Consider the following 26,223-nt stretch of genomic DNA (forward strand, 5'->3'; position numbering starts at 1 on the left):
GCGCCGCGAGGCTCAATGCATCTGGCCGAACTTGCCCGCGTTGAAATCGATCATGGCCTGGCGGATTTCCGCTTCGCTGTTCATCACGAACGGGCCATGGCCGACGATCGGTTCGTCGATAGGCTCGCCGCTGAGCAGCAGCACGGTGGCGTCGTTGTTGGCTTCCAGGCGGATACTGCTGCCGTTGCGGTCCAGCATCACCAGCTGCGCTTCGCGGGCGATCTGGGTCGCGTTGACCAGCACCGTGCCGCGCAGCACGACGATGGCCAGGGTGTGGCCTTCCGGCAGCTCGAAGTCGGCGGAATGGCCGGCATTCAGGCGAATATCCCAGACGTCGATCGGCGTAAACGTCGCCGCCGGGCCGCGATGGCCGTTGTAGTCGCCGGCGATCACACGCAGCCTGCCGGCGCCGTCGGCCAGTTCCACGGAGGGAATTTCCGCGTTCAGCAGCGTCTGATAGCGCGGCGCCGACATCTTGTCCTTGGCCGGCAGATTGACCCACAACTGCACCATTTCCAGCATGCCGCCGGTGCGGGTGAACTGCTGCGAGTGGAATTCCTCGTGAAGAATGCCCGCCGCCGCCGTCATCCATTGCACGTCGCCGGGGCCGATGGTGCCGCCGCTGCCGGTGGAATCGCGATGTTCCACCTCGCCCTCGTAGACAATGGTGACGGTCTCGAAACCGCGGTGCGGATGCTGGCCTACGCCGCGGGGGCGCAGGGCAGGCTCGAACTTCATGGGACCGGCATAGTCCAGCAGCAGGAACGGGCTCAGGTGCTGGCCATGGCTGTTGTAGGAAAACATCGAACGGGCCGGAAAACCGTCGCCGACCCAGTGCGGCCGCGGAGCGCTGTAGACGCCGAGAATCTTCTTCATGGGATCTCCTGCTGGCCGGCCATCAGCGGCCGGCTTCAATGGCCGTTACCTTAATTCCGCAACGATGGCTGCGGTAGCCTGCTGGTTTTATACTCAGTGTTCTATTTTGAGAACAATGTCCGGGGTGGCCAGTGGAGGACTTGAATGACCTGTATTACTTCACCCAGGTCGTCGAGCATCAAGGATTCACCCCGGCCGGCCGTGCCCTGGGCATGCCGAAGTCGAAGCTGAGCCGACGCATTGCGCTACTGGAGGAAAGGCTGGGCGTGCGCCTGATCCAGCGTTCGACGCGGCACTTCTCGGTGACGGAGATCGGCCAGGAGTACTACACCCACTGCAAGGCCATGCTGGTAGAGGCCGAGGCGGCGCAGGAGGCGATCGAACTGACCCGCTCGGAGCCGCGCGGCACCATACGGCTGACCTGTCCGGTCACCTTGCTGCAGGAGAGCGTGGGGCCGATGCTGGCCGACTTCATGGCCCAGTGTCCTGGCGTCACCTTGCATCTGGAGGCGACCAACCGGCGTGTCGATGTGATTGCCGAGCGCATCGACGTGGCGATCCGCGTGCGTCCGCCACCGCTGGAAGACAGCGACCTGGTACTGCGCGTGCTGGCCGAACGGCGCTGGTGCCTGGTCGCCAGTCCGGCGCTGCTGGCGGGCAGGCCGGTGCCGCGCGTGCCGGCAGACCTCGGCGGTCTGCCCAGCGTCGACTTCGGTCCGCCGCATCGCGAACACAGCTGGCAGCTCAGCGGCCCGGACGCGGCTGCAGCAACCATCCATCACCAGCCGCGCCTGGTCACCGACGACATGGTTGCATTGCGCATGGCGGCGCTCAGCGGCGTGGGCATTGCCCAGCTGCCGACCATGATGGTGGTGGAGGAATTGCGCCAGGGCAGCCTGCTGCGGCTGGTCGCGGACTGGACGCCGAAAAGCGGCATTGTCCATGCGGTGTTTCCCTCGCGCCGCGGGCTGTTGCCGTCGGTGCGCAAGCTGATCGACTTTCTGGCAGAGCGGTTCGGGCAGGTGGATGAGGAATAGCGCGGATCGCGCCGCGTCCGGTTGAAACCGCTGCAGGCAGCCGCATCTGCCTTGATCAATCCCGGGTACTGCCGGTGAATCTGCGCCGCCACAGCCGCTCGCATTGCGTCGTACGCCTGCCGCGAGGCGGACGGGCAGCGGCCACGGGATGAATTGCTGCGGCCTCGAGGAAGTACAATGATTCCACTTTCCATTCTTGAACTCGGCCGCGTGCGCCAGGGTTCCGACCGCCGTACGGCGCTGGACCTGGCACGCGAGCTGGCCCGCCATGCGGAAACCTGGGGCTATCGCCGCTTCTGGGTGGCCGAACATCACAATATGCCGACCGTCACCACGGCGGCGACCTCCCTGGTGATCGCGCATGTGGCCGCCGGCACGCAGACGATACGCGTAGGTGCCGGCGGCATCATGCTGCCCAACCATGCGCCCTACGTGATTGCCGAACAGTTCGGTACGCTGGAAACGCTGTTTCCCGGCCGCATCGACCTGGGCCTGGGCCGTGCGCCGGGCACCGACCAGCTCACCTTGCGCGCGCTGCGGCGCGATCCCTCCAACGCGGACAATTTCCCCCAGGACGTGCAGGAATTGCAGGCGTTTCTGGGGCCGGTCCGTCCAGGCCAGCGCATCGAAGCCGTGCCGGGCTCGGGCACGCAGGTGCCATTGTGGATATTGGGATCGAGTCTGTACGGCGCGCAGCTCGCGGCGGAACTGGGCCTGCCCTACGGCTTTGCTTCGCATTTCGCGCCGCAGGCGCTGGATACGGCCTTGAAGGTATATCGCGACCGCTTCAAGCCGTCGGCTCAATTGGACAAACCGTATGCGCTGGTCGGCGTGAACATCATCGCCGCGCCGACCGATGCCGAGGCGCGTTATCTGGCCACCTCGCAGCAGATGTCGTTCACCGACATGTTCCGCGGCGCGCGCCAGCTGACACAGCCGCCGATCGCGAATATCGACGACTACTGGACGCCGCAGGAAAAAGCCCAGGCGTCGCAGATGCTCGCCTGCAGCATCGTCGGCAGTCCCGACACGGTGCGCGCCGGGATGCAGGCGATGATCGAACGCACTGGCGCCGATGAACTGATGGTGGTCTCGGATGTATTCGATCCGGCCCTGCGCCTGCGATCGTTCGAACTCATCGCCGAACAGGCGCGCAGGCTGGGGTAAGCCGCAAGGCGCACCCCCGGCATCGAGCTATCTCGACAGTGCCGAACGCCCAGGCGAAGGAGTTCCGCACGATTGCTTCAGAAAATCGCGACCGTGCACCTCCAGCCCCGGCCGCCACAGAACAGAACCGCGATCTCGCCCCGCTGTAGTGGATAAATGAATTTTGATGCAATGCGCCGACCGCCTCGGCAATGCCGACGCGACGCACGCCGCATCGAGCCGGCGCATTGCACCCAGGCCCATGCGCCTAGCGGTGTGCGCGCTCGAACTCCTTGATCTGCGCCTCGGCCTTTTCCCTGGCGATGCCGTAGCGCTTCTGCAGCGTCGTGCTGAGAACGTCGCGATGGCCATCGCACTGGTTCACATCGGCATCGGTCAGTTTGGGCCACTTCTGCTGCAATTTGCCGCACAGCAGCGCCCATTGGGTTCTGAGAATTTCTTGAGTCATGATGTTCTCGCTATCGATACAGGAAGGAATGCAGGACCCGGCTCAACCCAGGTTGAGTCACTTCAAGGCGAGGGTCCGGCGGCGGAACAAGTTCATGATTAACCCCGGGGAACGGCGGGTTACTTTGGATCGTGGCCGGAAATACCGGCCGGTCGGCCTTGCAGCGTCGGCCCTGCCGTCGCTGCCCGTTCGGAAAAATGCGGAATCGCGCCGGCGCCGGTCAATTTCCGGTGCGCTGCCGCTGTCGGCGCTTTGCCTGTCTATCGAAAGCGGCTGCAGATGAGGTGGCGTTTGCGTGCGCCGCGCGTGGTAGCTGCGCCGGGCGTAGGCAATCATAGTCCCGGATCGTCGCGTCCGCGAGCGGCCGTCGCCCGGAATCTTGAAAAAGCAGGGCCTTTTCAGCTGTAGAGAACGGCTGTCGGTGTGCCGACACGCGGCATCGTTGTATCGGTGCAGCCCCCGTTGTGGCGACCCACCTGGCGCCGCAATAGAAAGTCACAAGACTCGCCGCCGGATCGGCTGCGAACACTATCTTGCGCAATTTCCGCGATTCCAGCGCAGCACAGTGCTGTTTCACCGCCGCGTTCGCGCGGCACGCCTGACATAGGTCGACGAGCCGCGTTGTATTCCATACATTTATTTTTCCGCAATCGCTGTGTGCAATTAAATCGTCGACGATCACGTGCGCCGGCCTCGGCAGGGAATACTATCGATGGCTCACCGTTGCCGGCTCTGGTCTATTCCCGTGGAAAGTTCCGATAGCCAGCGCTTCACTGTCGTCCTGGTACATCGCCTGGAACACGGAGCAACATCCGCAGACCTGGCGCACACTACGACGCAGATATGGCGCGGTATCGATGCGGCCCTTTCGCCCATCATCGGCAGGCGCGGTGTCGATGCGCTGTTTCGCCGCAGCGTGCATGTCGCGATGCAACGCCATGGATGGCTGGCGCAGATACACAGCGACGCACTGGAACTGCCGGACCTGGCCAACCTCGCGACCACGCTCGAACAGCAGCCGGCCGACAAGGCGGCCAGCGGCAGCGGTGCTCTGATCGATACCTTCCACAGCTTGCTGATCGGCCTGATCGGCGCCTCGCTCACCGAGCGCTTGTTTCGTTCCGTGTGGGCCATTGTTTCAGCGAACCAACCGCCCCAGGACACTTCGGCATGAACCCTAGAGTTGCAATCCGCCGGCTGGCCACCGGCGTGCCTGGATTGGATGCGGTACTCGGCGGCGGCTTGCCCGAGTTTTCGTTCAACCTCATTGCCGGGCCGCCCGGTTGCGGCAAGACGACATTGGCGCACCAGATGATGTTTGCGCTGGCCAGTCGCGAGCGCCCCGCGCTGTACCTGACCGTGCTCGGCGAGCCGCCGCTGAAAATGCTTCGCTATCAGCAGCAGTTCGATTTTTTCGACACTGATGCCGTCGACGACTCGGTGTTTTTCCTCAACCTGGCCGACGCCATGATCGAAGGCGACCTGGACCAGGTATTGGCCCGCGTCGCTGCAGAAGTGGAAAAGCGCGCGCCGGCTTTCGTATTTGTCGACTCGTTCCGCTCGGTCGTGCTGTCGAATACCGGCACCGGCAATACGCACAACACCTTGCAGCGGTTCATCCAGCAACTCGGCATGCTGATGACCAGCTGGCAGGCAACCACGTTCCTGATCGGCGAATACGCGCTGGAAACCGATGCCAATCCGGTATTCACGGTTGCCGATGGATTGATCTGGCTGCGCCAGAGCGTGCAGCGCAATTCCATGGTAAGGAAGATGGAGATCGTCAAGATGCGTGGGCAGCCCACTTTGCCTGGGTTGCATACCTTCCGTATCGATCAGGCTGGCCTCAGCGTATTCGCGCCGGCACAGCTGGATATCACCGCGCTGCAGGCACCGGCGTCGGCGCCGCTCGAACGCGTAGCGATGGGTATTCCGCTGCTGGATGGCATGATGGGTGGCGGTCTGCCGCAGGGCTACTCGCTGTTGGTCGCCGGGCCGTCGGGAGCAGGCAAAAGCATCCTGGCCGATGCGTTCCTGCTCGAAGGCGCACGTCGCGGTGAAGCCAGCGTTGTCGCTGTTTTCGAACAGCATCCAAACCGTTCGCGCAACCCGGCACTGGCCGCGTTGATTGCCAGCGGCCGCATCGCCGTGGTGGACAGCCATGCGCCGGATCTGTCCATCGACGAGGTCGTGCTGCTTGTCACCGGCGAAATTCGCCGTCTGAACGCCACTCGCGTTGTCATCGACTCGTTGTCGGGATTCGAGCTGGCCTTGGCGCCGACATTCCGCGACGATTTCCGCGAATCGCTGTCGCGTCTCGTCAACGCCCTGTCGGCGCTCGGCGTGTCGGTGCTGATGACCTCGGAGCTGGAAGACCGCTACACCGATCTGCGTTTCAGCCCCTACGGCACAGCATTCCTCACCGACGCCATCATCGTTCAGCGCTACATCGAAGTGGATAGCCGGCTGTTGCGGGTGATGGCCGTGGTCAAGGTCAGGGCGAGCGCGCATTCCGACGAACTGCGCCTGTTTTCCATCGGCGACGAAGGCATCCATATCGGTGCCACGCTGGCCGATCACGAAGGACTGCTCGGCGGCAGGCCTACGCGACATAACGCTGGCGCGCGCATCGCCTATGACATGAACAGCGTCACGACGACGTTGAAGGGCTTCCGGCCCTCGTCATGAACAGAGTTCCGACCACGGTCGACAGCGAACAGCGCGACGCACTGCGGCGCCTCGCCGAAATCCAGCAGCGCACCGATCTGCTGCAGGCGCGGTTCGATCGCTTGCAGCAGGACGTAGTGCAGGCAGAGACAGTACTGGAGAAAAGCCGAGCTGCGTCGCTGGCCGACACGAATGCCTGGCTGGTTGAAGCCAACGCGCACCTGGTGATTTCCACGTTGATGGCGCGCTCGGAGGCGGAGACGGCGGCCCTGGCGCTGCAGCATGCCCCGCACTCGGCCGGCCATGAGACATTGGGCGGAGTGCCCGATCGCACCTTGCCGATCGATCACCTCATCGTCACGGAGCGGCTACACGCGGCTGTGCGCATGGCCCGTCGCGCCGGTGCGACGGACAGTGCCGGTGGGCGGACGCGTAGCAGTGCGGATGGTAGAAGTGTGCATATGCGCGAAGCGAACGAGCAGATGGTGTTGTCGACGCTCACCGCACAAGCCTCGCAGGCGATTGCCGAGCGCGCGCAACGCGTGCAGAACGAATTCCTCACCATTGCCGCACATGAACTCAGAAACCCGCTGGCGCCGTTGCGCACGGCCGCATCCTTGATCAGCCGTGTTACTGCGAGCGAGCTTCCGCAGCTTCAGGCCGTCATCGAACGACAGGCGGCGCATATCGGACGCCTGGTCGGAGATTTGCTCGACCTGGCGCGGATCAGCAGCGGCAAGCTGCGTCTGGATCTGCAGACGGTAGAAATGATCGCTTTGCTGCGCGAATCGATCGACGCCTTTCGGCCCAGCGTCGTTGCGCGCCAGCAGCAACTGCGTATCGATCTGCCGTCAGCGCCAGTCCCGATGCAGGCCGACCCGGTTCGCTTTACCCAGATCGTCAGCAATCTTCTGGATAATGCGTCGAAGTACACCCCCGAGGGAGGCAGCGTCGATATCTCTGCGACGGTGAGCAATGCCACCCTGTTCATCACCATCTCGGATACCGGTATCGGCATCTCGGCAGACGCCTTGCCGCATATCTTCGAACCTTTCGTGCAGGACGCGCATGCGCCGCGTTTCAACGGCGAAGGGCTGGGCATTGGCCTTACCGTGGTACGCGAACTGGTTCAGTCACACGGCGGAGAGGTGATCGCGACGAGCGCAGGCCACCATCAAGGCAGTCAGTTTCGGCTCTCGATTCCGTTGGAGAAGCACTGAATAGTTCGGAATCTGGATTTCTATCTTGCACCAAGAATTTGAGCCGATGGACGGTGTAACGCAACGCGAGTATTGGTCGGGTTGCTTGTAACGTCACTTCGGAATGCGGTGCAGTTGGCCGGCGCCGGAAGAGCGGCCCTGGGTGGCAAGCGGCGGCGTAGCCGCTACGCGTCGGCTTGCGCCAATTCAACCGGCAGGCCGAGGATCTCGTATCCCTCAGCTTCTTTCCTGATCTGTTTGAAGCGCACCTGTTCCATTGACGCGAGCATCGATTCGAACTGGGACGAAGTCACTTTGACCGCATCCGGATGCTGGCCGCTGGCACAGCGCTGGTCCCGATACGCCGTCTGAATGTCGGCAATCGTCACTGGACCATTGAATCTGGTGAAATCGAGCGGTTGGTTCGGCATGGGTTTTCCACGGTAGCAATGACGCCTCGACTCGAAAGATGCTGAAATCGTTCGGCGAATGACCCGATCGCTGCACTAGGCGGCGGAAAGATCGAACGAGCGCAGAATGGCGGGATATTGCATATGCATCGCGAGGGCTTTCGCCTGGTCTCGCTGCTGCATGCTCAGTGCGATGTCCTGCGCATTGGCCAGAAGCCAGTCGGTTTCGTAGCTGCGTTCGTCGCCCGGAAGTTCGTTGAGGCGGATGCCGGCGAACTGCAGGTCGGCCAAGGCTACCTGTGTGGCGAAGCCGAGTCCTCGTGCTTGCCTTGCGATGTGTACGCGCGCGCCTGCAGCGATGCGATTCGTCTCTCTGTGGCAGCGTGCCGCCGCGCTGCGAATCGCCGAAACCACGGTGAGGTGGTTCACCGGGGTGGCGCTGGCCTCAGAACGCAAGGTATCGAACAAATCGCCGCCAATACGCGCAATGGCTGCGCACGATTGCGCCGCGAACAGCGTGTGGTCATACATCAGGATGCTGCTGGGATCTTGTGCCAGCGGGAAAGGGATGACGCCACCGGCAGCCAATTGCCGCCGCGTGTTGAAGTCCATATGAACCACATTGCTCATCGCTGCTGTTCCGTCCTGATGCCTCATGGACTATTTTCCCGGCCGCCCGGTGGAACGGCGCGCGACCACTCGTGCCAGTTTCTGGCGCCGGTTGGGTGGAGCTGTGAACGTGAACAGATCGATCAGACTGTCCTTGAGGCGGCGCACTGCTTGAAAAAGCGACCAGCTTTTTACGGGCGTGGCGCGTTTGACGACGCGTACCTTGTCGTTGTTGGAACGGGAATTCATGCAAGACTCCTGCAACGCCGATCTGTGGCGCCGCAATGGATGGATTCGATAGCGTCGCGGCTGCTGCCGCAACGGGAGAAATACCGGAGCCCGGTATTTTTTATGTCGCCTGCCGGCGGAATTTTTCGTCGCCGGAGAAGAAAGACGGTGAGCAAATAGCGAAGGCGGTGGAACTCGGCGAGAAGGCGGAGTTCGGAGCAGTCACCATGACTCTGCGCGTATTGATGTTAGCTGCGGGTTAAGCACGATCTGGGTACGTGTCGAGCGAACCGTTCTTGTACTCGCTGCCGCCGCAGTGACGCCGTCCGGCACCTCCACAGAGTCTTCTCGACGTATCTCAATGGACGCGACCGGCCGTATTGCTTGTGCTGGCGGTCACGGCGCTGAATGCGGCGCTGGAGCAAGCCGCCGGTTCGGCCCGCAGCCACTACGGCGACCTTCAATTCATGCATGCCATGGCTGCTTACGAGGGCGAACCGGCCGGCGCCACTCAGCACAACATGCGCATCTGGGCGCAATTCCTCTGGGGTGTCGCAAGCGGCGCCATTGCGACGGATATCAACCTGCGGGAAGTGGATGTGCCGGGTTTCGCGGGGTTTTTCCCGGGCGAGATGACGGCGACCAATCTGTTTGCCACCGGCATCGTCGAGGCTCGCCAGCATCTGCGCGAGGTCGCTCTGGGCGTGCTCCTGCACATGGTGCAGGACAGCTATTCCCTGGCCCACGCCTCGCGCCGCGACTCCAGCGGCGCCAGCTGCCCCGGCTTCGCCGGTATCGAGGCACCTGGACGTATCGAGGAGTTCCACAGCTATGCGCATCAGAATAGTGCGCGCCATGACGACTCCGATACCGCCAATGCGCTGACCCGCCACGTCCTGCAAGACACGCCGTCGGTAGTGGCCGTATCGAGGCAGCTGATCGGCTTATGGCGGCAGGGGCGCAGTTGGAACGACGTTGCCCCTTACATCGATTGCGTGCTGGCTGTGGTCGATCCGAACGCGCCGGCCAGCGCAGGAGGCTATGTCGATTCGCCCGGATCGAAATAGCGCGTGGCTGTGCGCAGGAGAATCCGCCGCAGCGGTGGAAAGAAGCCGCCGAATGCGGGGCAGTCGCCGCCGTTGCGTGCCTAGACCGCGTCTGCATGCGCCTGGACGATTCGGGCCGCGGTCGCGCAGGTTGGGGTAGGCCGCCACCCAGCGTTCACGGTTCTTTGTTGGTCACGCCCGCTTGCTCGAACGTCGCCATGCCCGCGTGCAGGGCGCAGGCAAGCCGTACGATGCTTGCCGCGGTGGCCGCACCGCTGCCTTCGCCCAGGCGCATGCCCAGGTCGAGCAGCGGCTTTGCCTGCAGTGCTTCCAGTACGCGCAGGTGGCCGCGTTCGGCGGAGCAGTGGGCGAACAGCAGCCACTCGTGGCAGCTCGGGTTGATGCGTACCGCGGCCAGCGCGGCGACGGAGCTGATGAAGCCGTCGACGAGTATCGGAATGCCGGCCTGCGCCGCGGCGATGTAGGCGCCGCTGAGGGCGGCGATCTCGAAACCGCCAAGGCGGCGCAGGGATTCCAGCGGATCGAGCGCGTACGCGCGATGGAACGCGACAGCATGGGCGATGACCTGGCTTTTGTGCTGCATGCCGGCGGCGTCCAGGCCAGTGCCGGCACCGGTGATGTCGTGCGGATGGACGTCGATCAGGGCACAGGCCAGCGCGGATGCGGCAGTGGTGTTGGCAATGCCCATCTCGCCGCCGATGAATAGCTCGCTGCCTGCGGCGCTGGCCGTTGCGATGCTGTCGCGGCCCGCGTGCAGGGCCTGCTGAAGTTGCGCGGGTTCCATCGCGGGCGCGTGCAGGAAGTTGTGCGTGCGCGGCGCTATCCAGGCGCGGCGTACGCCGGGCAGCGGGCCGGGATCGTTGACGGTGCCCAGGTGCACCACTTCGAGGACGGCGCGCAGTTCGCGCGCGAGTACGCTGATGGCAGCTCCGCCGTTGGCGAAGTTGCGCACCATTTCACCGGTGACTGCCTGGGGAAAGGCGGAGACTTTTTCGTCGGCGATGCCGTGGTCTCCGGCAAAGATGGAAATATTGATCTTGTCCACTGCGGGGCATTCGCGGCCCTGCAGGCCGGCCAGGGTGACGGCCAGGGTTTCCAGTTCGCCCAGAGCCCCGGGCGGTTTGGTCAGCCAGGCCTGGCGGGTGAGGGCGGCGGCGCGGGCGCTGTCGTTGACGGCCTGGGCCGGGGTATGCAGCCAATCCAAAGACATCAAAGCTCTCCCTTGAGCAGTTGCGGCAATCCCGCAATGGTGAAGATGACGCGGTCGCTGAGCGCGGCAACGTCCTGGTGCAGGCGGCCGGCTTCGTCGACGAAACGGCGGCTCAGCGCGCCCAGCGGCACGATACCCTGGCCGACTTCGTTGCTGACCAGGATGATCTCGCCGGGCAGTTCGCCCAGGGCAGCGAGCAGCGCCGCGCGTTCGTGCCGGTAGCGGCTTTCGTCGTCGCGGCAGAGCAGGTTGCTCAGCCACAAGGTGAGGCAATCGACCAGCAGGCAGCGCGAGGCATGTGCCTCCTGGCGCAAGGTGTCGGCCAGGGCCAGTGGCGTCTCGCGCAGGCCCCAGTGGCTGGGCCGGCGCTCGCGATGATGCAGGATGCGTTCGCTCATTTCGTTGTCGCCGGCGCCGGCGGTGGCGATGTACAGCACGGCGTCGAAGCCGCTGGCCAGGCGTTCGGCCAGGGCGCTTTTGCCGGAGCGGGCGCCGCCGAGGATCAGGGTGCGCATGCGGGTTCCTTGAGCGGCGCCCGTTGCAGCAGGCGTTCCAGTACGTCCAGGTCGAGATGCTGTTCGACGCAGTCGGCAAGGCGGTCCAGAGCCTGTTCGCGCAAGGCGTTGCGGTCCACGCCCTCGGCCTGGGCCAGGCCGGCCCAGGCGAGCAGGGCGGCGCAGGCGGGCGGCGAATCGAACAGGCCGTGCACGTAGCTGGCGATGATCTGCCCGTCGGCCGAGCGGGCGCCGTCGGTGCGGCCGTCGTCGAGCTGAAGCAAAGGACTGGCCAGTGCTGCGCCCGTACTGACGCCACAGTGTATTTCATATCCTTGTACTTTAATGGACAAGGTTTCATGGCCGGACGGCGCTTGTGCCAGCAGGCGGCCGGCGACAGTGCGCAGCTGCTTTTCTTCTTCCAGCACGGTGTCGAGTTCCAGCCAGCCCAGGCCGCTGCTGCGGCCTGGGGCGCCTTCCAGCCCGTGCGGGTCGTCGATGTTCTGCCCCAGCATCTGCAGGCCGCCGCAGATGCCGATCAGTTTGCCGCCCAGGCGCAGGTGGCGGCGGATGGCGTCTTCCCAGCCGTTGTCGCGCAGCCAGGCGAGGTCGGCGCGCACGGCCTTGGAGCCGGGCAGCACGATCAGGTCGGCGCCAGGAATGGCCTGCTGCGGGCCGATGAATTCGAAGGCCAGCTGCGGATGCAGGCGCAGCACGTCGAAATCGGTGTGGTTGCTGATGCGCGGCAGTGCCGGAACGATGACGCGCAGTTTCGATTCGGCGCTGCCGCTGCGGCCGCGGGGCAGTGCGTCTTCGGCGTCGATATGCAGACCGTGCAGATAGGGCAGCACGCCGAGTACGGGCTTGCCGGTTTCCTGTTCCAGCCAGTCCAGCCCCGGCTGCAGCAGGGCGATGTCGCCGCGGAAGCGGTTGATGACAAAGCCTTGCACGCGGGCGCGCTCGCTGGGCGAGAGCAGGGCGAGCGTGCCGACGAGGTGGGCAAACACGCCGCCGCGGTCGATGTCGGCAATCAGGATGACCGGGCAGTCCACGGCTTCGGCGTAGCCCATGTTGGCGATGTCGTTGGCGCGCAGGTTGATTTCCGCCGGGCTGCCGGCGCCTTCGACGACGATGGCCTGGTAGTGCGCGCTGAGGCGCCGGTGCGATTGCAGCACCGCATCCATGGCGACGCGCTTGTAGTCGTGATACTGCGCCGCCTGCATGGTGCTGACGGCGCGGCCGTGGATGATCACCTGCGCCCCCATGTCGGTGGTCGGCTTGAGCAGGATGGGATTGAAGTCGGTATGCGGCGGCACGCCGGCAGCCTGGGCCTGCAAGGCCTGGGCGCGGCCGATTTCGCCGCCGTCGACGGTGACGGCGGAGTTCAGGGCCATGTTCTGCGGCTTGAACGGTGCGACGCGCACGCCGCGCCGGTGCAGCCAGCGGCACAGCGCGGCGACCAGGGTGGTCTTGCCCGCGTCGGATGTAGTGCCCTGCACCATCAGCACGGCGGCTTTGGCAGCGTCCGGCGGCACGGATACTTGTATGGCCTGCGCCGCGTTGTTCAGGCCGATGCGGGCGAGGGCGTTGTCCAGCTGCTGCCACGCAGCCTCGCCGCCGGGCAGGCCGAAGCGCAGGCTGGCCGGCTCATCGAAGCGGCGTACCAGTACGGCATGGCGGGCGAGGCGGTCCTGCAATTCTGCTGCATTGGTTATTTTTACCCATTGGAACAGGCTGCAGCCGCCGCTGGGCTCCAGGCCGTGCCCTTGCAGCAGCGTGTACAGGCGCTGCGCGGCATCGGCGAGGCTGCGCCGCGTCTGTGCCTGCCAGGCGGTGTCGGCCAGTGCCTGACGCAGCAGCCAGCGCGTCGGCGCAGCGACACACCAGGGGCCGAGTTCTTCGCGCAGGCGCGCCAGCACGGCTTCTGCCGCAATGACGAAGCCCGCGCGTGCGCCGGCCAGGCCGAAGAATTTGCCCGGCGAGCGCAGCACGATCAGGCCTTCGCGCCAGGCTTCGGCGGCAAGGCTCAGCTCCGGCGTGGTATCCACGAAGGCTTCGTCGATCAGCAGCCAGCCGCCGCGCGCCGCCAGTCGTGCCTGCAGGGCGAGCAGGGCATCGCGGTCGAAGCGTTCGCCACCGGGGTTGTTGGGATGGATCAGCACGACGACATCGTAGTTATCGGCACTGTCCAGCAATTGCGCCGCGGGCAGATCGTCTACTGCATGGCCCGCACGGCGCCAGGCGTGGGCGTGCTCTGCATAGCCTGGCGCAATCACGCCGACGCGGCAGACAGGGCGCAGGCGCGGCAGGGCCTGGATGGCGGCCTGCGAACCGGCCGTGGCGAGTACGCTGCGCGCGCCGTAGTACTGCGCGGCGATGTGTTCCATGCCGTCTTCGTCTTCGGGCAGGCGGGTCCATTGCGCGCGCGGCGGGTTGGGTACGGGCCAGCCGTCCGGGTTGATACCTGTGGACAAATCCACCCATTGCGCAAGTTCGATGTCGTAGTCGCGCGCTGCGCGCTGCAGCCGGCCGCCATGTTCAAGCATTTACAAGACTCCCGATCAGGAACGCGGCCAGCAGCCACAGGCCGACGGCACGGTAAAGCAGATGCAGGGCGCGGCGAATGGCGTGCGCGTCCGGCGGCGGGCCACAGCCGAGCACGGGCCGCTGGTGCCATTCGCCTTCGTAAGGCGCCGCGCCGCCGAGTGTCACGTCGAGCGCACCGGCGCCGGCCGCCATGACGGGCCCGGCGTTGGGGCTGTCCCACTGCGGCGCCTGTTGCTGCCAGCAGGTGAGTGCCTGGCGAGCGTTGCCGCACAGCGCATAAGCAAGGGCAGCCAGGCGCGCCGGTACAAAATTCAGCACATCGTCCAGCCGCGCCGCGGCCCAGCCGAAGCGGGTATAGCGTGCATTGCGATAGCCCCACATGGCATCCAGCGTGTTGACCAGGCGATAGGCGATCACGCCGGGCGCGCCGGCCAGGGCAAACCAGAACAGGGCGCCGAATACCGCATCGTTACCGTTTTCCAGCACCGATTCGGCGGCAGCGGCGGCGACCTGGTTTTCGTTCAGCGCGGCAGTATCGCGGCTGACCATGTGGCCGACGGCGGCGCGGGCGGCGGGCAGATCGGCCTTTTCCAGGGCCTCGGCTACCGGCAAGGCGTGTTCGCGCAGGCTGCGCAGGCCCAGGGCGGAATACAGCGCCAGTATGCTGAAAACCGGGCCGAACAGGCCGGCGCGGGCGAGCACGGCAGCCAGCGCCACCCAGGGCACGACGACCAGCAACAGTGCAGCGATGCCCCAGACGTAGCTGTCGCCGTACAGGCGCTGTTCGGCGGCGCGCGCGAGGCGGCCGAAGCCGACCAGCGGATGCCAGCGCCGCGGCTCGCCCAGCAGCTGGTCCAGCAGTACACCGAGTAGCAGGAATGCAGCCACGAGGGGTTGGCTCCGCGCCCGCGCGCAGGCGCCGGGGCGCCAGATTTACAGTTCTATACCTTTCTGGGCCTTGATGCCGGCCTGATAGGCGTGCTTGACCACGTTCATTTCGGTGACCGTGTCGGCCACGTCGATCAGCGCCTGGGGCGCGGCGCGGCCGGTGATGACGACGTGCTGCTGCGGCGGCCGGGCGGCCAGGGCGGCAACGACGGCATCGACGCCGATGTACTGGTATTTCAGCGCGATGTTCAGTTCGTCCAGCAGCACCAGGTCGACGTCGGCATCGGCCAGCATGCCGGCGGCAATATCCCACGCGGCGCTGGCGGCGCGTATATCGCGTTCGCGGTCCTGGGTCTCCCAGGTGAAGCCTTCGCCCATGACGTGGTAGCTGACTTCGTCGGGAAAACGGCGGAAGAAGGCTTCCTCGCCGGTGGCGAAGCTGCCCTTGATGAACTGCACCACGCCGACGTTGAAGCCGTGGCCGAGGGCGCGCGCGACCATGCCGAAGCCGGACGAACTCTTGCCCTTGCCGTTGCCGGTGGTGACGACGACAACGCCGCGCTCGATGGTGGCGCGGGCAATGCCCGCGTCGACCAGGGCTTTCTTGCGCTGCATGCGTTCGCGATGGCGCTGGGCCTGCGCGGCGTCGTCGTTGCTCATCAGATTTTGCGCTCGCCGGCGGCGCTCTTGTCGCCCAGGGCGATCACGCCCAGGGCATGTACGACGCCGAAGGCGGCGATATAGGCCATGGAGACACTGACGAAGCTGGGCATGTACTGGAAGAAGCGCTCGACGAACTGGGCGAAGTTCGGGTCGGTATAGCGGCCGCCCATCCAGTAGAACGAACCGTTGGAGATCAGGAACGACACCAGGCAGCTGGCCAGCGCGATCAATGCAGCAGGCAGCACGGCCGACAGGCTGGGCTTGTAGAACTTCCTGGCGAACAGGACGCCGCCGTACCACAGCGCGCCGTAGGCGAAGATCAGCATGGAATAGGCAGGCGTGACGCAGAAATCGCTGACGCCGGCCATGCTGATGGCGATGTAGTCGATCACGCCGGCTTCGAGTATCAGGATGGGCAGGGCGACCGTGCCGGCGAGATAGAAGCCAGCGACGAAGAAGATGGCCATGGAGGCGTCGGGCAGGTGCAGCATAGTGCCGAAGTGATGGAAGCGCGTGGCCATCATCAGCACCATCAGCGCCAGCAGGATCAGGGATTGTTTTTGCGTGGGCAGGAACTTCATTCATTACTCCTGAGCTGGACGGAAATGCGGCGATGGAGGCGGCTGCGGCGCGGAATTTCCGCGCCGCAGCCTTGCTGCGGTCTAGCGCTTGGGCTGGTAGCGCAAGGTGAGGCTATAGGTACGACCGGCCTGATTGTAGAACGCCGCGGTCTCGTAGTCGTGGTCTGCCACGTTGGAGACCCGGCCCTGGATCAGCCAGTCCGGACTGAACGCGTAGTCGGCGCGCAGATCCAGCGTGGCATAGCCGCCCAGGCGGGTGTTGTTGCCCAGGTCGTCATAGCGCTTGCCGGCGGCTTCCACGGTGGCGCCGACGCCGAAGTCGCCGAAGCGGCGGTCCAGGTCGATACGGCCGGTCTGGCGCGCGCGGCGCGGCAATACATTGCCGTCGTTGAAGCCGCTGGACACGTTCTTGGGATTGAGCAGGGTCAGGCTGGAGTTCAGGGCCCAGCCGGCCAGATCGACGGCATAGCTGGCTTCGACGCCCTTGATGCGTGCCTCGTCCACGTTGCCCGGGGCGAAGATGGCAGCGTCGTAGGCGATAAGGTCGTCGATGCGCGTGTCGAACAGATGCACGTCCCAGCGGCCGCCGGCGCCGTCGCCGCGCAGGCCGATCTCGATGCTGCGCGAGGATTCGGGCTGCAGGTTGGCGTTGCCGTAGCCGGGGAAGTACAGCTCGTTGAAGGTCGGCGCCTTGAACGCAGTGCCGTAGTTGGCCACCAGGCGCAGGCTGTCGCTGAAGGCAAAGCCCCAGGCCAGGCCGCCGGTGGTATGGCTGCCGAACTGTTCGTTGTCGTCGTTGCGCACGCTGGCCTGGAAATCGTGACGGCCGGCCTTGCCCTGGTACTGCACGAACAGGCCGGTGTTGTCGCGCGAGGATTCGGCGAAGGCCGTGGTGCTGTCGACATCGTCGTTGACGTAGTCGGCGCCGACGCTGAGCAACTGGTCCTTGGCCAGGCCGATATCGGCCTGGGCGGTGTAGTTGTCGCGCTGGGTATCGAACTTCGACACGAAGACGCCGTTGCTGAAGTTGTCGGAATAGTCCTGGCTGCTGCCGGCAATCAGGTTGAAATTCACGCTGTCGGACAGCAGCAGGTGCACCTTGCCGCCGACTACCTGCTCGCGGTACAGCGATTCGTTGACGAAGCTGCCGTCGTAGGCGTTGCGGCCTTCGGCGCGCAGTACGTTGGCTTCGATATCGGCCGCATCGCTGAAACGCCAGCCGCCACGCAGGCTGGCCGAGGAATTGCGGTACGGATCGTCGTCGGGTTCGTAGGTGAAGCAACCGGCGCCGCCCGGTGAAGGCTTGCCGCGGCAGGAGTTGAAGCTATCGGTGTCGGCATGGGCGAGGTTGGCGGCAAGCCAGCCCTGTTCGCCGTTGAGGTTCACGCCGGCGGTAGCTTCGCGCGTGTTGTGGCTGCCGACCGTGGCGCTGAAGTACGGCGTGACGCCGGCTTCGCGGCCGCGGCGGGTGAAGATCTGGATCACGCCGCCGATCGCTTCCGAGCCGTACAGGCTGGAGCGCGGGCCGCGCACGATTTCGATGCGTTCGATCTGTTCGACCGGCAGATCCTGGAAGGCGACATTGCCGGCGGTGGCGGAACCGATCTTGATGCCGTCGATCAGCACCAGGACGTGGTCGGATTCGGTGCCGCGCAGGAACAGCGAGGTGGCCTTGCCGGGACCGCCGTTATTGGCGATCGACACGCCGGGCAGGCCGCGCATCAGGTCGATCAGCGAGCGGGCCTGCAGGCGTTCGATGTCGGCGCGGGTGATGACATTGACGGGTGCCAGGCTCTCGTCCACCGTGACCGCTGTGCGGGTGGCGGTGACGATGACATCGTCGAGTTCCGGCGTATGCGGAGCGGGTGCGGCCAGCAGCGGGGCCGAAGGCAGGGTCAGGAGCGCGGCGATGGCCGCGTACAACATCGTACGGTGCATGAGTTTCCTCCGCGCTCACCCGCGCGGTCGTCAGATAAGAAGCTTAGTTCTGCGGAGGAAATCGACGGAAAACGGGGCGTGGGAGCGCGTTCGCCGGGCGCTGCCCTCCGCAGCACCACCGGACCCGCAAGGCGTAGCGACGCCGCTGCGAATCGCTTGCAGGCCGGTCTCCGGACTCACGAGCGGATCGTTCGATCCCGCGCAGCGCCTTCCCGGATGGCATCCAGTGGCCGTTTGCTGCGCTTGTCTCGTTTACCGTTGCGGGGGCAGTGCCGGGATGTTCACCGGCTTCCCGTTTAAGCATCTGGACGGCCAAAACGTCCGGATGCCACCTCAAGCGGCGCGGATGTTAACAGAGTGTGATGCGGTGCGCCAATTCGCCATCGCCATGCATACGCGCGCCGACGCGGCTCGTCGACTGGGCGGCGACGCAGACGACCAGACTCTGCGGCGTCTGCTGGCTGTTCCGCGCGTGCGCCGAAGCCGCTGAGCGTAAGACAGGATCTGGCCTGGACACTTCTTGCGGCAGGCCTGCGATACCCATGCTGGCCGACCGCGGCATCACGCCAAACCGACAATTGAAGCAGCGGCAAAGGCTGTACGAATCACGCAGGATGTCCAGCTTCTGTATTGGTATGTCTGCGATTAACGGCTTTTTTTAGTTTCCTGAGGTATCACTGGCAGTGGACGGCAACCATCGGCTATCACCGTTGCCGCATTCGCAACGGGAGGAAGGCTAATGTCGCAGGACGCTACTCAGTCCGATCAGGCCGGCAGCGGCAGTGGCGCATCGCACGCGCCGTCAGCTGCCAAATCTCGCAACAGCAGCAGCTTGCTGCGCCTGGCGCCCAGGTCCATGGGCCCGCATCCGGGGCGCGGGCTGGACGCCGCACCGGGCTGGCTTTCGCAGCAGGGTCAGTTCAGCGCGGAGGTGGTTGCCAAGGCTGGCGAGATGTCTACGCTGAAGCCGGAATCCCTCACCATTCTTGTCGACATAGTAAACAAGTGTAATCTTCGCTGCATCATGTGCCATTTCAGCTTCGACGAAGTGTTCTACCAGCGGTCTCAGCTGATGCAGCCGGAGACGTTTGCAGCCATTGCCAAGTCTATACGACCGTATACGCGCAAGTTGACCCTGTCGGCAGCCTACGAGCCGACTGCCTCGCCGCATTTCGGCGAAATTCTGCGAATTGCCGGCGAGCATCGCTTCGCGGAGATTGGTTTTCTGACCAACGGCAACCTGCTCACCGACAAGCTGGCGGAAACCATCGTCGACAGCGGTGTCACCGAACTATGTGTATCGGTGCATGCGGCGCGCAGCCACACCTATGCCCATATCCTGCGTGGCTGCAGTCTTGAAAAGGCGATCCAGAACGTGGAGAAAGTGCTGGAGCTACGCCGGCTGCGGCAAAGCGCGCTGCCGCGGGTGCAGTTCAACGTCGCGCTGATGCGTAGCAATGTGGAAGAGCTGGTCGAGATCATCGAACTGGCGGCAAGACTGGGCGTGGATGCGGTCGCTTTCCGCCACCTGATCGTGTTCGAGGGGCTGGACATGGAAGCCGAGTCGCTGGCGCGGCACGACAAACGGCATGCCAATCGCTGCATACGCCAGGCATTGTTACGTGCCCAGGAGCTGGGCGTGACCTTGTTCAACGCGGCCGACTTTTTCGACATCGACGGCTTCGAGGCGCATACGCAATGCGTGGAAATGCCAGCAGTACCAGCCGCAGCCGAAGCGCAACCCGCCGACCGCGGAATAAGAGCGCGCGTGGGCGCCTGGCTGAAACGTTTCCTCGCTTCGCCGCCCCCCACGGCGGCGCCGGTCCTGCATGGCAGCGTCGACACACCGGCCGGTGATATCCATTTCTACGGCGAGTCGGTCGAGCTGTCGGGCTGGGCCCTGGCCGAAGGCGGGATCGCCGGCATTGCGCTGGCGCGCAATCCGCTGCCCGGCGAGCCGCGGGAACACATCGACGCCGACGGCCTGGTGCCGCTGGGTGTCGCGCGTTTCCACAACGCGACGCGGCCCGATGTGATACGCGCCTTTCCCCATAACCGTCACGCCTTTCGCGCCGGCTGGTCGTTCACCCTGCATCGGCGGGATTTGCCGCAGGCGGCCGATGGCCTCGTCGTTCATGTCATCGCGCGCGCCAGCAACGACCATCGTCTGCTGATCGGCAAGCGCCGGGTCAGCCTGGGTGTGCATGCGGGGGATTACTGCCATGTGCGCTGTCACAAGCCTTTCGACTCGCTGTACATCGATGCGCGCGCGCGCGTCTACCCCTATCCGGACTGCCATACGGACCAGCCTTTCGGCGTAATGGCCGGACAGTCTTTCGACGATGTCTGGCATGACCCGCGTCTGGCCGCATTGCGGTTGGACATGGTCGCCGGGAATGCACCCGGCATGTGCGTGCGGTGTCCGCTGTTCATCAACCGCGATGTCGACGATGAGCAGACTTTCGCCCCGCATGCGGACTTTTCCACGGAGACCGCGCGCTGACTGTCCGCCAGGCCACGGCGAAAACTAGCCCTTGGCCGCGCGCTCCAGCATCTGCCTGGCGTGGGCCAGGGTTTCCTTGGTGATCTCGATGCCGCCGAGCATGCGGGCGATCTCGTCGCGGCGGGATTTGTCGTCCAGCGCTTCGATGCGGGTGAAGGTTTCGCCGTCGCGGCTGGCCTTGCTGACGCGGAAATGCTGGTGGCCTTGCGCGGCGACCTGGGCCAGGTGGGTGACGCACAGCGCCTGGCGGGTGGAACCGAGCCGGCGCAGTTTCTGCCCGACCACTTCGGCTACGGCACCGCCGATGCCGGAATCGACTTCGTCGAACACCATGGTGCCGACTTCGTCCAGGCCCAGCGCGGCCACTTCGATGGCCAGGCTGATGCGCGACAGTTCGCCGCCGGACGCCACTTTGCGCAGCGGGCGCGGGCTTTGGCCCTGGTTGGCACTGACCAGGAATTCGCAGCGCTCGGCGCCCAGCGCATCGGGCTCGTCCTTGCTGCTGGCTTCCAGGTCGACCTCGAAACGGCCGCCGCTCATGCCCAGCTCGCCCATCAGCTGGCTGACTTCGTGGCCCAGGCGTTGCGCGGTCTGCTGGCGCAGGGTGGTGAGTGTCTGCGCGGCCTTGCGGTAGTCCTGCGCCAGTGCCGTGCGTTCGCGTTCGAGTTCCTGCAGCAGGCTGCCGGCGTTGCGCAGCGTATCGACTTCGCCGCGCAGTTCCTCGGCGCGGTTCTTCAGTTCGTGTACGGGCAAACGGTGGCGACGCGACAATTCGTGCAATTTGGACAATTGCGCATCGAGTTCCTGCAGGCGTTCCGGGTCCAGCTCCAGGCCGTCCTGGTAGCGCGACAAGGTGTCGGCAGCTTCACCGAGCTGGATTTCCAGGCTTTCCAGCAGTTCGGCGGTGGCGTTCAGGCCGGGGTCGATCTCGGCCAGCTTGGCCAGTTCGTGGCGCGCCCGGGCAAGCGAACGGCGCAGGGCGAATTCGCTATCGCCGTCGATCAGCTCGGCAACGCTGTTGCTGCCGGCGACGAGCTGGCCGGCATTGGCCAGGCGCTTGTGCATTTCGTTGAGTTCGGCCAGTTGCGCTTCGCTGAGGGCGTATCTGTCCAGGTCGAGCAATTGGCGTTCGAGCAGGGCCAGTTGCTCGCCGTGGTCGGCGTGGCTGCTCAGGCCAGCCATGCGCTGGCCGATCTCGCGCCAGCGCCGGGCCGGCAGGCGTACTGCGGCGAGGGCATCGGCGTGTTCGCCGAAGGCGTCGAGCAGTTGAAGCTGGTGGTTGCGATCGAGCAGGGCCTGGTGTTCGTGCTGGCCGTGGATCTCGATCAGGTGCTCGCTCAGGGCGGAAAGCTGGGCCAGGGTGACCGGGCGGCCGTTGATCCAGGCGCGCGAGCTGCCTTCGGCGCGGATCACCCGGCGCAGCTGGCAGGCGCCATCGTCGTCGAGTTCTTCTGCGGCCAGCCAGTCGCGCGCGGCAATGGCATCGGCCAGGTCGAAATCGGCGGTGAGTTCGGCGCGGTCGCAGCCGTGGCGGATGACGCTGCTGTCCGAGCGCGCGCCGCTGAGCAGCAACAGCGCATCGACCAGCAGCGACTTTCCCGCGCCGGTTTCGCCGGTGACGACGGACAGTCCGGCCTGGAAGTTGATGTCGGCTTCGCCGACGATGGCAAAATCCTTGACGTACAACGATCGCAGCATTGCCAGACCCGAGTGGCGTGACGAGGGCGCGCACTCTAGCGCGGTTGTGTCTCATGGCCCAAGACACCATCTTGCACGGCAGTCCCGCCTGCTATGCTGCCGCCCATGTCCCGTGCCAACTCCGCCCTGCCGCTAGACCCGCGTGCACGCCAGCTGCTGCGCACGCTGGTGGCCAAATACGTCGCCGACGGCCAGCCGGTCGGTTCGCGCGTGCTGGCCAAGTCGTCCGGCCTGGACCTGAGTCCGGCGACTATCCGCAATGTCATGTCGGACCTGGAAGAACTGGGTCTGGTCGCCGCGCCGCATACCTCGGCCGGGCGCATTCCGACCGTGCAGGGCTATCGCCTGTTCGTCGATTCGCTGCTGGAAGTGCGGCCGCTGGGCGAGCCCCAGGTCGAGGAACTGCGGCGCGAGCTGCCGGCCGGAGCCACCACGCCCGACCTGCTCAACAGCGCCTCGTCGCTGTTGTCCCAGGTGACCCATTTCGTCGGCGTGGTGACCGTGCCGCGGCACCAGGAAGTACCGTTCCGGCATATCGATTTCGTGCCGCTGGACCAGCGCCGCACCCTGGTGATCCTGGTGTTCATCGACGGCCAGGTGCAGAACCGGGTGATCGAGCTGGAACGCGCCTATGCGCCCAGCGAGCTGGAACAGGTGGCAAATTTCCTCAATGCGCAGTTTTCCGGCCAGCGCCTGGACGAGATCCGCCTGCGCCTGCTGCGCGACATGCAGGAAACCAGCAACCAGATGAACCGCCTGATGGCGGCGACGGTGGAACTGGCCCAGCAGGCGTTCCACACGCCGCCGGAGTCGGACATGTTCGTCGCCGGCCAGACCAACCTGATGGGCGTGCACGATGCGGCCAATCTCGACCGCCTGCGCGAACTGTTCGAGGCCTTCCAGCGCAAGCGTGACCTGCTGACGGTGCTGGAACGCTGCTCCCGTGCGGAGGGCGTACGACTGTTCATCGGCGAGGAATCGGGTTTTGCCGCCCTCGACAATTACAGCCTGATTACCGCGCCTTATGGTGTGCAGGGCCGCGTGCTGGGCGTGCTGGGCGTGATCGGCCCTACCCGCATGGCCTACGAGCGGGTGATCCCGCTGGTTCAGGCCACGGCGCAGATCCTGTCCGGTGCCTTGAACCGGAATCAGGCGCCCCAATAGCTTCCCGGCTTGTCAGTCCGTATCATCCCGCGGCTTCGCGGGGTGTGTGCCGATGACGGCACCCGCACCGTAGCGGGATGGATCAACTGGATCCCGCGCCCCGTGGGGACGGGAAGCACTTTTCGTTGGAGTCTCAATGCAAAACACCGAATCGACCGGGGCACCGGGCGCTGAAGACGGCTTGTCTGCCGCCGAAGCCGCCCTGAATGCCGACATGGAAGCGCTGAGCCAGCAACTGGCCCAGGCCGAAGCCGCCGTGGCCGAGATGCGTGATGTACTGCTGCGCGAGCGGGCCGAGCTGGAAAACCAGCGCCGCCGCCTGCAGCGCGATCTGGATCAGGCGCGCAAATTCGCCAACGAGCGCCTGCTGTCGGACCTGCTGCCCGTCTGCGATGGCCTGGAAGGCGGCCTCGCAGTCGAGACCAGCGACCTTGCCGCCATGCGCCAGGGGATGGATCTGACCTTCAAGGCCTTGCTCAAAGTGGCTGAATCCAATGGTTTGAAGGCGGTCCGACCGACCGGCGAACCGTTCAATCCGGAATTGCACCAGGCAGTCAGCATGATCGACAGCCCGGCACACAAGTCCGGCACCGTGGTCAACACGCTGCAGACCGGCTACGTGCTCAACGAGCGCCTGCTGCGGCCAGCCATGGTGGTGATCGCAAACTGACGGCTTTGCCACTGGCAAGTAGGGGCTGGACGGCCGGGACGGCCTGCCAGAAAGGCTTGAATAACCGCTGCGCGACTATAAATACCGCCGCAGCAGCGATCCGGCAGGGTCGAAGAACCAATTCGAGGAGCTAAGCAATGGGCAAGATCATCGGTATCGACCTGGGCACGACCAATTCGTGTGTGGCGATCATTGAAGGCGGCACCGCCCGCGTCATCGAGAATTCGGAGGGCGATCGCACCACGCCGTCCATCGTCGCCTTCACCAAGGACGGCGAAATCCTGGTCGGCGCGCCAGCCAAGCGCCAGGGCGTGACCAATCCGAAGAACACCTTCTACGCGGTGAAGCGCCTGATCGGCCGCAAGTTCACCGATGCCGAAGTGAAGAAGGACCTGGACCTGGTGCCGTACAGCATCGTCGGCCATGAGAACGGCGACGCCTGGGTCGCGACTAGCGACGGCAGGAAGATGGCACCGCCGGAAATCTCGGCCAAGGTGCTGATGAAAATGAAGAAGACGGCCGAGGATTTCCTCGGCGAGCCGGTCACCGAAGCGGTGATCACGGTGCCGGCGTATTTCAACGATTCGCAGCGCCAGGCGACCAAGGACGCCGGCCGCATTGCCGGCCTTGAAGTCAAGCGCATCATCAACGAGCCGACCGCGGCAGCTCTTGCCTATGGCCTGGACAAGGCCGGCGGCAAGGACAAGAAGATCGCCGTATACGATCTGGGCGGCGGCACCTTCGACGTGTCCATCATCGAGATCGCCGAGATCGACGGCGAGAAGCAGTTCGAAGTGCTGGCCACCAATGGCGACACCTTCCTTGGCGGCGAAGATTTCGACAAACGCGTCATCGACTATCTTGTGGAAGAGTTCAAGAAAGACCAGGGCATCGACCTGCGCAACGATCCGCTGGCGCTGCAGCGCCTGAAGGATGCGGCAGAGCGCGCCAAGATCGAGCTGTCGTCCTCGCACCAGACCGAAGTGAATCTGCCGTACGTGACGGCGGACGCCTCGGGTCCGAAGCATCTGAACATCAAGCTCACCCGCGCCAAGCTCGAAGCGCTGGTGGACGACCTGGTCAAGAAGACCATCGAACCCTGCCGCATCGCGCTGAATGATGCAGGCCTGCGCGTGTCGGATATCACGGAAGTGATCCTGGTCGGCGGCATGACCCGCATGCCCAAGGTGCAGGAAGCGGTGAAGGACTTCTTCGGCAAGGAACCGCGCAAGGACGTCAACCCGGACGAAGCCGTCGCCGCAGGCGCAGCGATCCAGGGCGGCGTACTCGGCGGTACCGTGAAGGACGTGCTGCTGCTCGACGTGACCCCGCTGTCGCTGGGTATCGAGACGGCCGGCGGCGTGTTCACCAAGCTGATCGAGAAGAACACCACGATTCCGACCAAGGCGTCGCAGGTGTTCTCCACGGCCGACGACAACCAGACGGCAGTCACCGTGCATGTGCTGCAGGGCGAGCGCGAACGCGCCAGCGCGAACAAGTCGCTGGGCAAGTTCGACCTGGCCGGTATCGAACCGGCGCCGCGCGGCATGCCACAGATCGAAGTCGGTTTCGACATCGACGCCAACGGCATCCTGCACGTTCAGGCCAAGGACAAGAAGACCGGCAAGGAACAGCGCATCGAAATCAAGGGCAGCTCGGGTCTGTCGGACGACGAGATCCAGCGCATGGTCCGCGACGCCGAGGCGAACAAGGAAGAAGACCGGAAGTTCCAGGAGCTCGTGGTTTCGCGCAACAAGGCCGACCAGTTGGTCCACGGCGTGCGTGATGCGATCAAGAACCACGGCGGTAAGGTGTCCGACCAGATCGGCCGCATCGAGGAAAGCCTGGCTGACCTGGAAAAGGTCATGAAGGGCGACGACAAGGCGGCCATCGATTCGCGCACGGCCAAGCTCGAAGAAGCGGCACAGCCGCTGTTCGCGGCGGCCCAGGGTGGCGGCGATGCCGGCGCACAGGCCCAGGCCGGTGCGGCGGGCGGCACGGCGGCGGCCCAGGACGACGTGGTCGACGCTGAGTTCACCGAAGTCAACGACAAGAAGTAATACCGCCGCATGTAGCGGAACAACGAAAACGGGCAGCCTTGCGGCTGTCCGTTTTCGTTTTGACACCGGGCCGCAACGAGGGGGACGCCATGGCTGCCG

The 26,223-nt window shown here is 64.9% G+C and carries 24 protein-coding genes, 1 pseudogene and 1 riboswitch; of the genes and pseudogenes, 11 read left to right on the top strand and 14 right to left on the bottom strand.

The window, feature by feature from the left end:
- Positions 1-12 precede the first annotated feature (12 nt).
- Complete coding sequence (locus DFR29_RS22950; RefSeq protein ID WP_133820978.1) at positions 13-876, bottom strand: pirin family protein; 864 nt, start codon at positions 874-876, stop codon at positions 13-15.
- Between the two features lie 131 nt (positions 877-1,007).
- Here DFR29_RS22950 and DFR29_RS22955 point away from each other — a divergent pair, with 131 nt between their 5' ends.
- Together DFR29_RS22955 and DFR29_RS22960 are read left to right on the top strand one after the other, a co-directional pair.
- Positions 1,008-1,913: a LysR family transcriptional regulator gene (locus DFR29_RS22955; RefSeq protein WP_133820979.1), complete on the top strand. Its 906-nt coding sequence runs from the start codon at positions 1,008-1,010 to the stop codon at positions 1,911-1,913.
- A 177-nt stretch (positions 1,914-2,090) separates the two neighbouring features.
- Positions 2,091-3,080, top strand: a complete 990-nt coding sequence (locus tag DFR29_RS22960) for an LLM class flavin-dependent oxidoreductase (protein ID WP_133820980.1) — start codon at positions 2,091-2,093, stop codon at positions 3,078-3,080.
- A 247-nt stretch (positions 3,081-3,327) separates the two neighbouring features.
- On the opposite strand, the gene DFR29_RS22965 is transcribed toward DFR29_RS22960, so the two are convergent.
- Positions 3,328-3,528, bottom strand: coding sequence for a CsbD family protein (locus DFR29_RS22965; RefSeq protein WP_133820981.1), 201 nt, complete (start codon positions 3,526-3,528; stop codon positions 3,328-3,330).
- Between the two features lie 745 nt (positions 3,529-4,273).
- Between DFR29_RS22965 and DFR29_RS22970 the strand changes: the two genes are divergently transcribed.
- The 3 genes from DFR29_RS22970 to DFR29_RS22980 are packed head-to-tail and all read left to right on the top strand — an operon-like array spanning position 4,274 to position 7,415.
- Positions 4,274-4,702 (top strand): hypothetical protein, encoded by a 429-nt coding sequence (locus tag DFR29_RS22970; protein ID WP_133820982.1) that lies wholly within the window; start codon positions 4,274-4,276, stop codon positions 4,700-4,702.
- Positions 4,699-6,216 (top strand): ATPase domain-containing protein, encoded by a 1,518-nt coding sequence (locus tag DFR29_RS22975; RefSeq protein WP_133820983.1) that lies wholly within the window; start codon positions 4,699-4,701, stop codon positions 6,214-6,216. Before DFR29_RS22970 ends, DFR29_RS22975 begins: the two co-directional genes overlap by 4 nt.
- On the top strand, positions 6,213-7,415 hold the full coding sequence (locus tag DFR29_RS22980) for a sensor histidine kinase (RefSeq protein ID WP_133820984.1): 1,203 nt from the start codon (positions 6,213-6,215) through the stop codon (positions 7,413-7,415). The genes DFR29_RS22975 and DFR29_RS22980 overlap by 4 nt, the downstream gene beginning before the upstream one ends.
- Before the next feature lie 164 nt (positions 7,416-7,579).
- Here the strand turns inward: DFR29_RS22980 and DFR29_RS22985 are convergent, their stop codons facing one another.
- From DFR29_RS22985 to DFR29_RS22995, 3 genes are all read right to left on the bottom strand, one after another.
- On the bottom strand, positions 7,580-7,825 hold the full coding sequence (locus DFR29_RS22985; protein WP_133820985.1) for a hypothetical protein: 246 nt from the start codon (positions 7,823-7,825) through the stop codon (positions 7,580-7,582).
- A gap of 75 nt (positions 7,826-7,900) precedes the next feature.
- Positions 7,901-8,416, bottom strand: a complete 516-nt coding sequence (locus DFR29_RS22990; RefSeq protein WP_133820986.1) for a hypothetical protein — start codon at positions 8,414-8,416, stop codon at positions 7,901-7,903.
- A 48-nt stretch (positions 8,417-8,464) separates the two neighbouring features.
- The gene (locus DFR29_RS22995; RefSeq protein WP_133820987.1) at positions 8,465-8,662 is read right to left on the bottom strand and encodes a hypothetical protein; all 198 of its coding nucleotides are present in this window, start codon (positions 8,660-8,662) and stop codon (positions 8,465-8,467) included.
- A gap of 35 nt (positions 8,663-8,697) precedes the next feature.
- Between DFR29_RS22995 and DFR29_RS23000 the strand changes: the two genes are divergently transcribed.
- Together DFR29_RS23000 and DFR29_RS23005 are read left to right on the top strand one after the other, a co-directional pair.
- Positions 8,698-8,904: a hypothetical protein gene (locus DFR29_RS23000; RefSeq protein WP_133820988.1), complete on the top strand. Its 207-nt coding sequence runs from the start codon at positions 8,698-8,700 to the stop codon at positions 8,902-8,904.
- A 123-nt stretch (positions 8,905-9,027) separates the two neighbouring features.
- A complete protein-coding gene (locus tag DFR29_RS23005) occupies positions 9,028-9,708 on the top strand; it encodes a hypothetical protein (RefSeq protein WP_133820989.1) in 681 nt (226 codons plus the stop codon).
- 154 nt (positions 9,709-9,862) lie between these two features.
- Here the strand turns inward: DFR29_RS23005 and cobT are convergent, their stop codons facing one another.
- The 8 genes and pseudogenes from cobT to btuB form a co-directional block, all read right to left on the bottom strand.
- Positions 9,863-10,918 (bottom strand): nicotinate-nucleotide--dimethylbenzimidazole phosphoribosyltransferase, encoded by a 1,056-nt coding sequence (cobT, locus tag DFR29_RS23010; RefSeq protein ID WP_133820990.1) that lies wholly within the window; start codon positions 10,916-10,918, stop codon positions 9,863-9,865.
- Entirely contained in the window at positions 10,918-11,433 is a 516-nt protein-coding gene (cobU, locus tag DFR29_RS23015) for a bifunctional adenosylcobinamide kinase/adenosylcobinamide-phosphate guanylyltransferase (RefSeq protein WP_133820991.1), read from the bottom strand. Before cobU ends, cobT begins: the two co-directional genes overlap by 1 nt.
- Complete coding sequence (locus tag DFR29_RS29745; RefSeq protein WP_208113694.1) at positions 11,421-12,914, bottom strand: cobyric acid synthase; 1,494 nt, start codon at positions 12,912-12,914, stop codon at positions 11,421-11,423. The genes cobU and DFR29_RS29745 overlap by 13 nt, the downstream gene beginning before the upstream one ends.
- A gap of 81 nt (positions 12,915-12,995) precedes the next feature.
- Positions 12,996-13,958: pseudogene (gene cobD, locus DFR29_RS29750) on the bottom strand (threonine-phosphate decarboxylase CobD); the annotation flags it as partial.
- Complete coding sequence (cbiB, locus tag DFR29_RS23025; RefSeq protein WP_133820993.1) at positions 13,951-14,847, bottom strand: adenosylcobinamide-phosphate synthase CbiB; 897 nt, start codon at positions 14,845-14,847, stop codon at positions 13,951-13,953. The gene cbiB and the pseudogene cobD, both read right to left, overlap by 8 nt.
- Before the next feature lie 45 nt (positions 14,848-14,892).
- Positions 14,893-15,507 (bottom strand): cob(I)yrinic acid a,c-diamide adenosyltransferase, encoded by a 615-nt coding sequence (gene cobO, locus DFR29_RS23030; protein ID WP_133820994.1) that lies wholly within the window; start codon positions 15,505-15,507, stop codon positions 14,893-14,895.
- Positions 15,507-16,091 (bottom strand): hypothetical protein, encoded by a 585-nt coding sequence (locus DFR29_RS23035; RefSeq protein ID WP_133820995.1) that lies wholly within the window; start codon positions 16,089-16,091, stop codon positions 15,507-15,509. The genes cobO and DFR29_RS23035 overlap by 1 nt, the downstream gene beginning before the upstream one ends.
- Positions 16,092-16,172: 81 nt before the next feature.
- Entirely contained in the window at positions 16,173-18,029 is a 1,857-nt protein-coding gene (btuB, locus tag DFR29_RS23040; RefSeq protein WP_133820996.1) for a TonB-dependent vitamin B12 receptor, read from the bottom strand.
- Positions 18,030-18,172: 143 nt separating this feature from the next.
- Positions 18,173-18,380, bottom strand: a riboswitch (cobalamin riboswitch).
- Between the two features lie 601 nt (positions 18,381-18,981).
- On the opposite strand from btuB, the gene DFR29_RS23045 reads away from it, so the two are divergent.
- Positions 18,982-20,532 (top strand): radical SAM/SPASM domain-containing protein, encoded by a 1,551-nt coding sequence (locus DFR29_RS23045; protein ID WP_166654282.1) that lies wholly within the window; start codon positions 18,982-18,984, stop codon positions 20,530-20,532.
- 24 nt (positions 20,533-20,556) lie between these two features.
- Here DFR29_RS23045 and recN read toward each other — a convergent pair whose 3' ends face one another.
- Positions 20,557-22,230 (bottom strand): DNA repair protein RecN, encoded by a 1,674-nt coding sequence (gene recN, locus DFR29_RS23050; RefSeq protein WP_133820998.1) that lies wholly within the window; start codon positions 22,228-22,230, stop codon positions 20,557-20,559.
- Positions 22,231-22,335: 105 nt separating this feature from the next.
- Here recN and hrcA point away from each other — a divergent pair, with 105 nt between their 5' ends.
- From hrcA to dnaK, 3 genes are all read left to right on the top strand, one after another.
- Positions 22,336-23,394 carry a heat-inducible transcriptional repressor HrcA gene (gene hrcA, locus DFR29_RS23055; RefSeq protein WP_133820999.1) on the top strand — a complete coding sequence of 353 codons (1,059 nt, stop codon included), beginning with the start codon at positions 22,336-22,338 and terminating at the stop codon, positions 23,392-23,394.
- A gap of 136 nt (positions 23,395-23,530) precedes the next feature.
- Positions 23,531-24,064, top strand: a complete 534-nt coding sequence (grpE, locus tag DFR29_RS23060; RefSeq protein ID WP_133821000.1) for a nucleotide exchange factor GrpE — start codon at positions 23,531-23,533, stop codon at positions 24,062-24,064.
- Positions 24,065-24,201: 137 nt separating this feature from the next.
- Positions 24,202-26,124: a molecular chaperone DnaK gene (gene dnaK, locus DFR29_RS23065; RefSeq protein WP_133821001.1), complete on the top strand. Its 1,923-nt coding sequence runs from the start codon at positions 24,202-24,204 to the stop codon at positions 26,122-26,124.
- Positions 26,125-26,223 lie beyond the last annotated feature (99 nt).

This window comes from Tahibacter aquaticus, from assembly GCF_004363655.1.
Classification (GTDB): domain Bacteria; phylum Pseudomonadota; class Gammaproteobacteria; order Xanthomonadales; family Rhodanobacteraceae; genus Tahibacter; species Tahibacter aquaticus.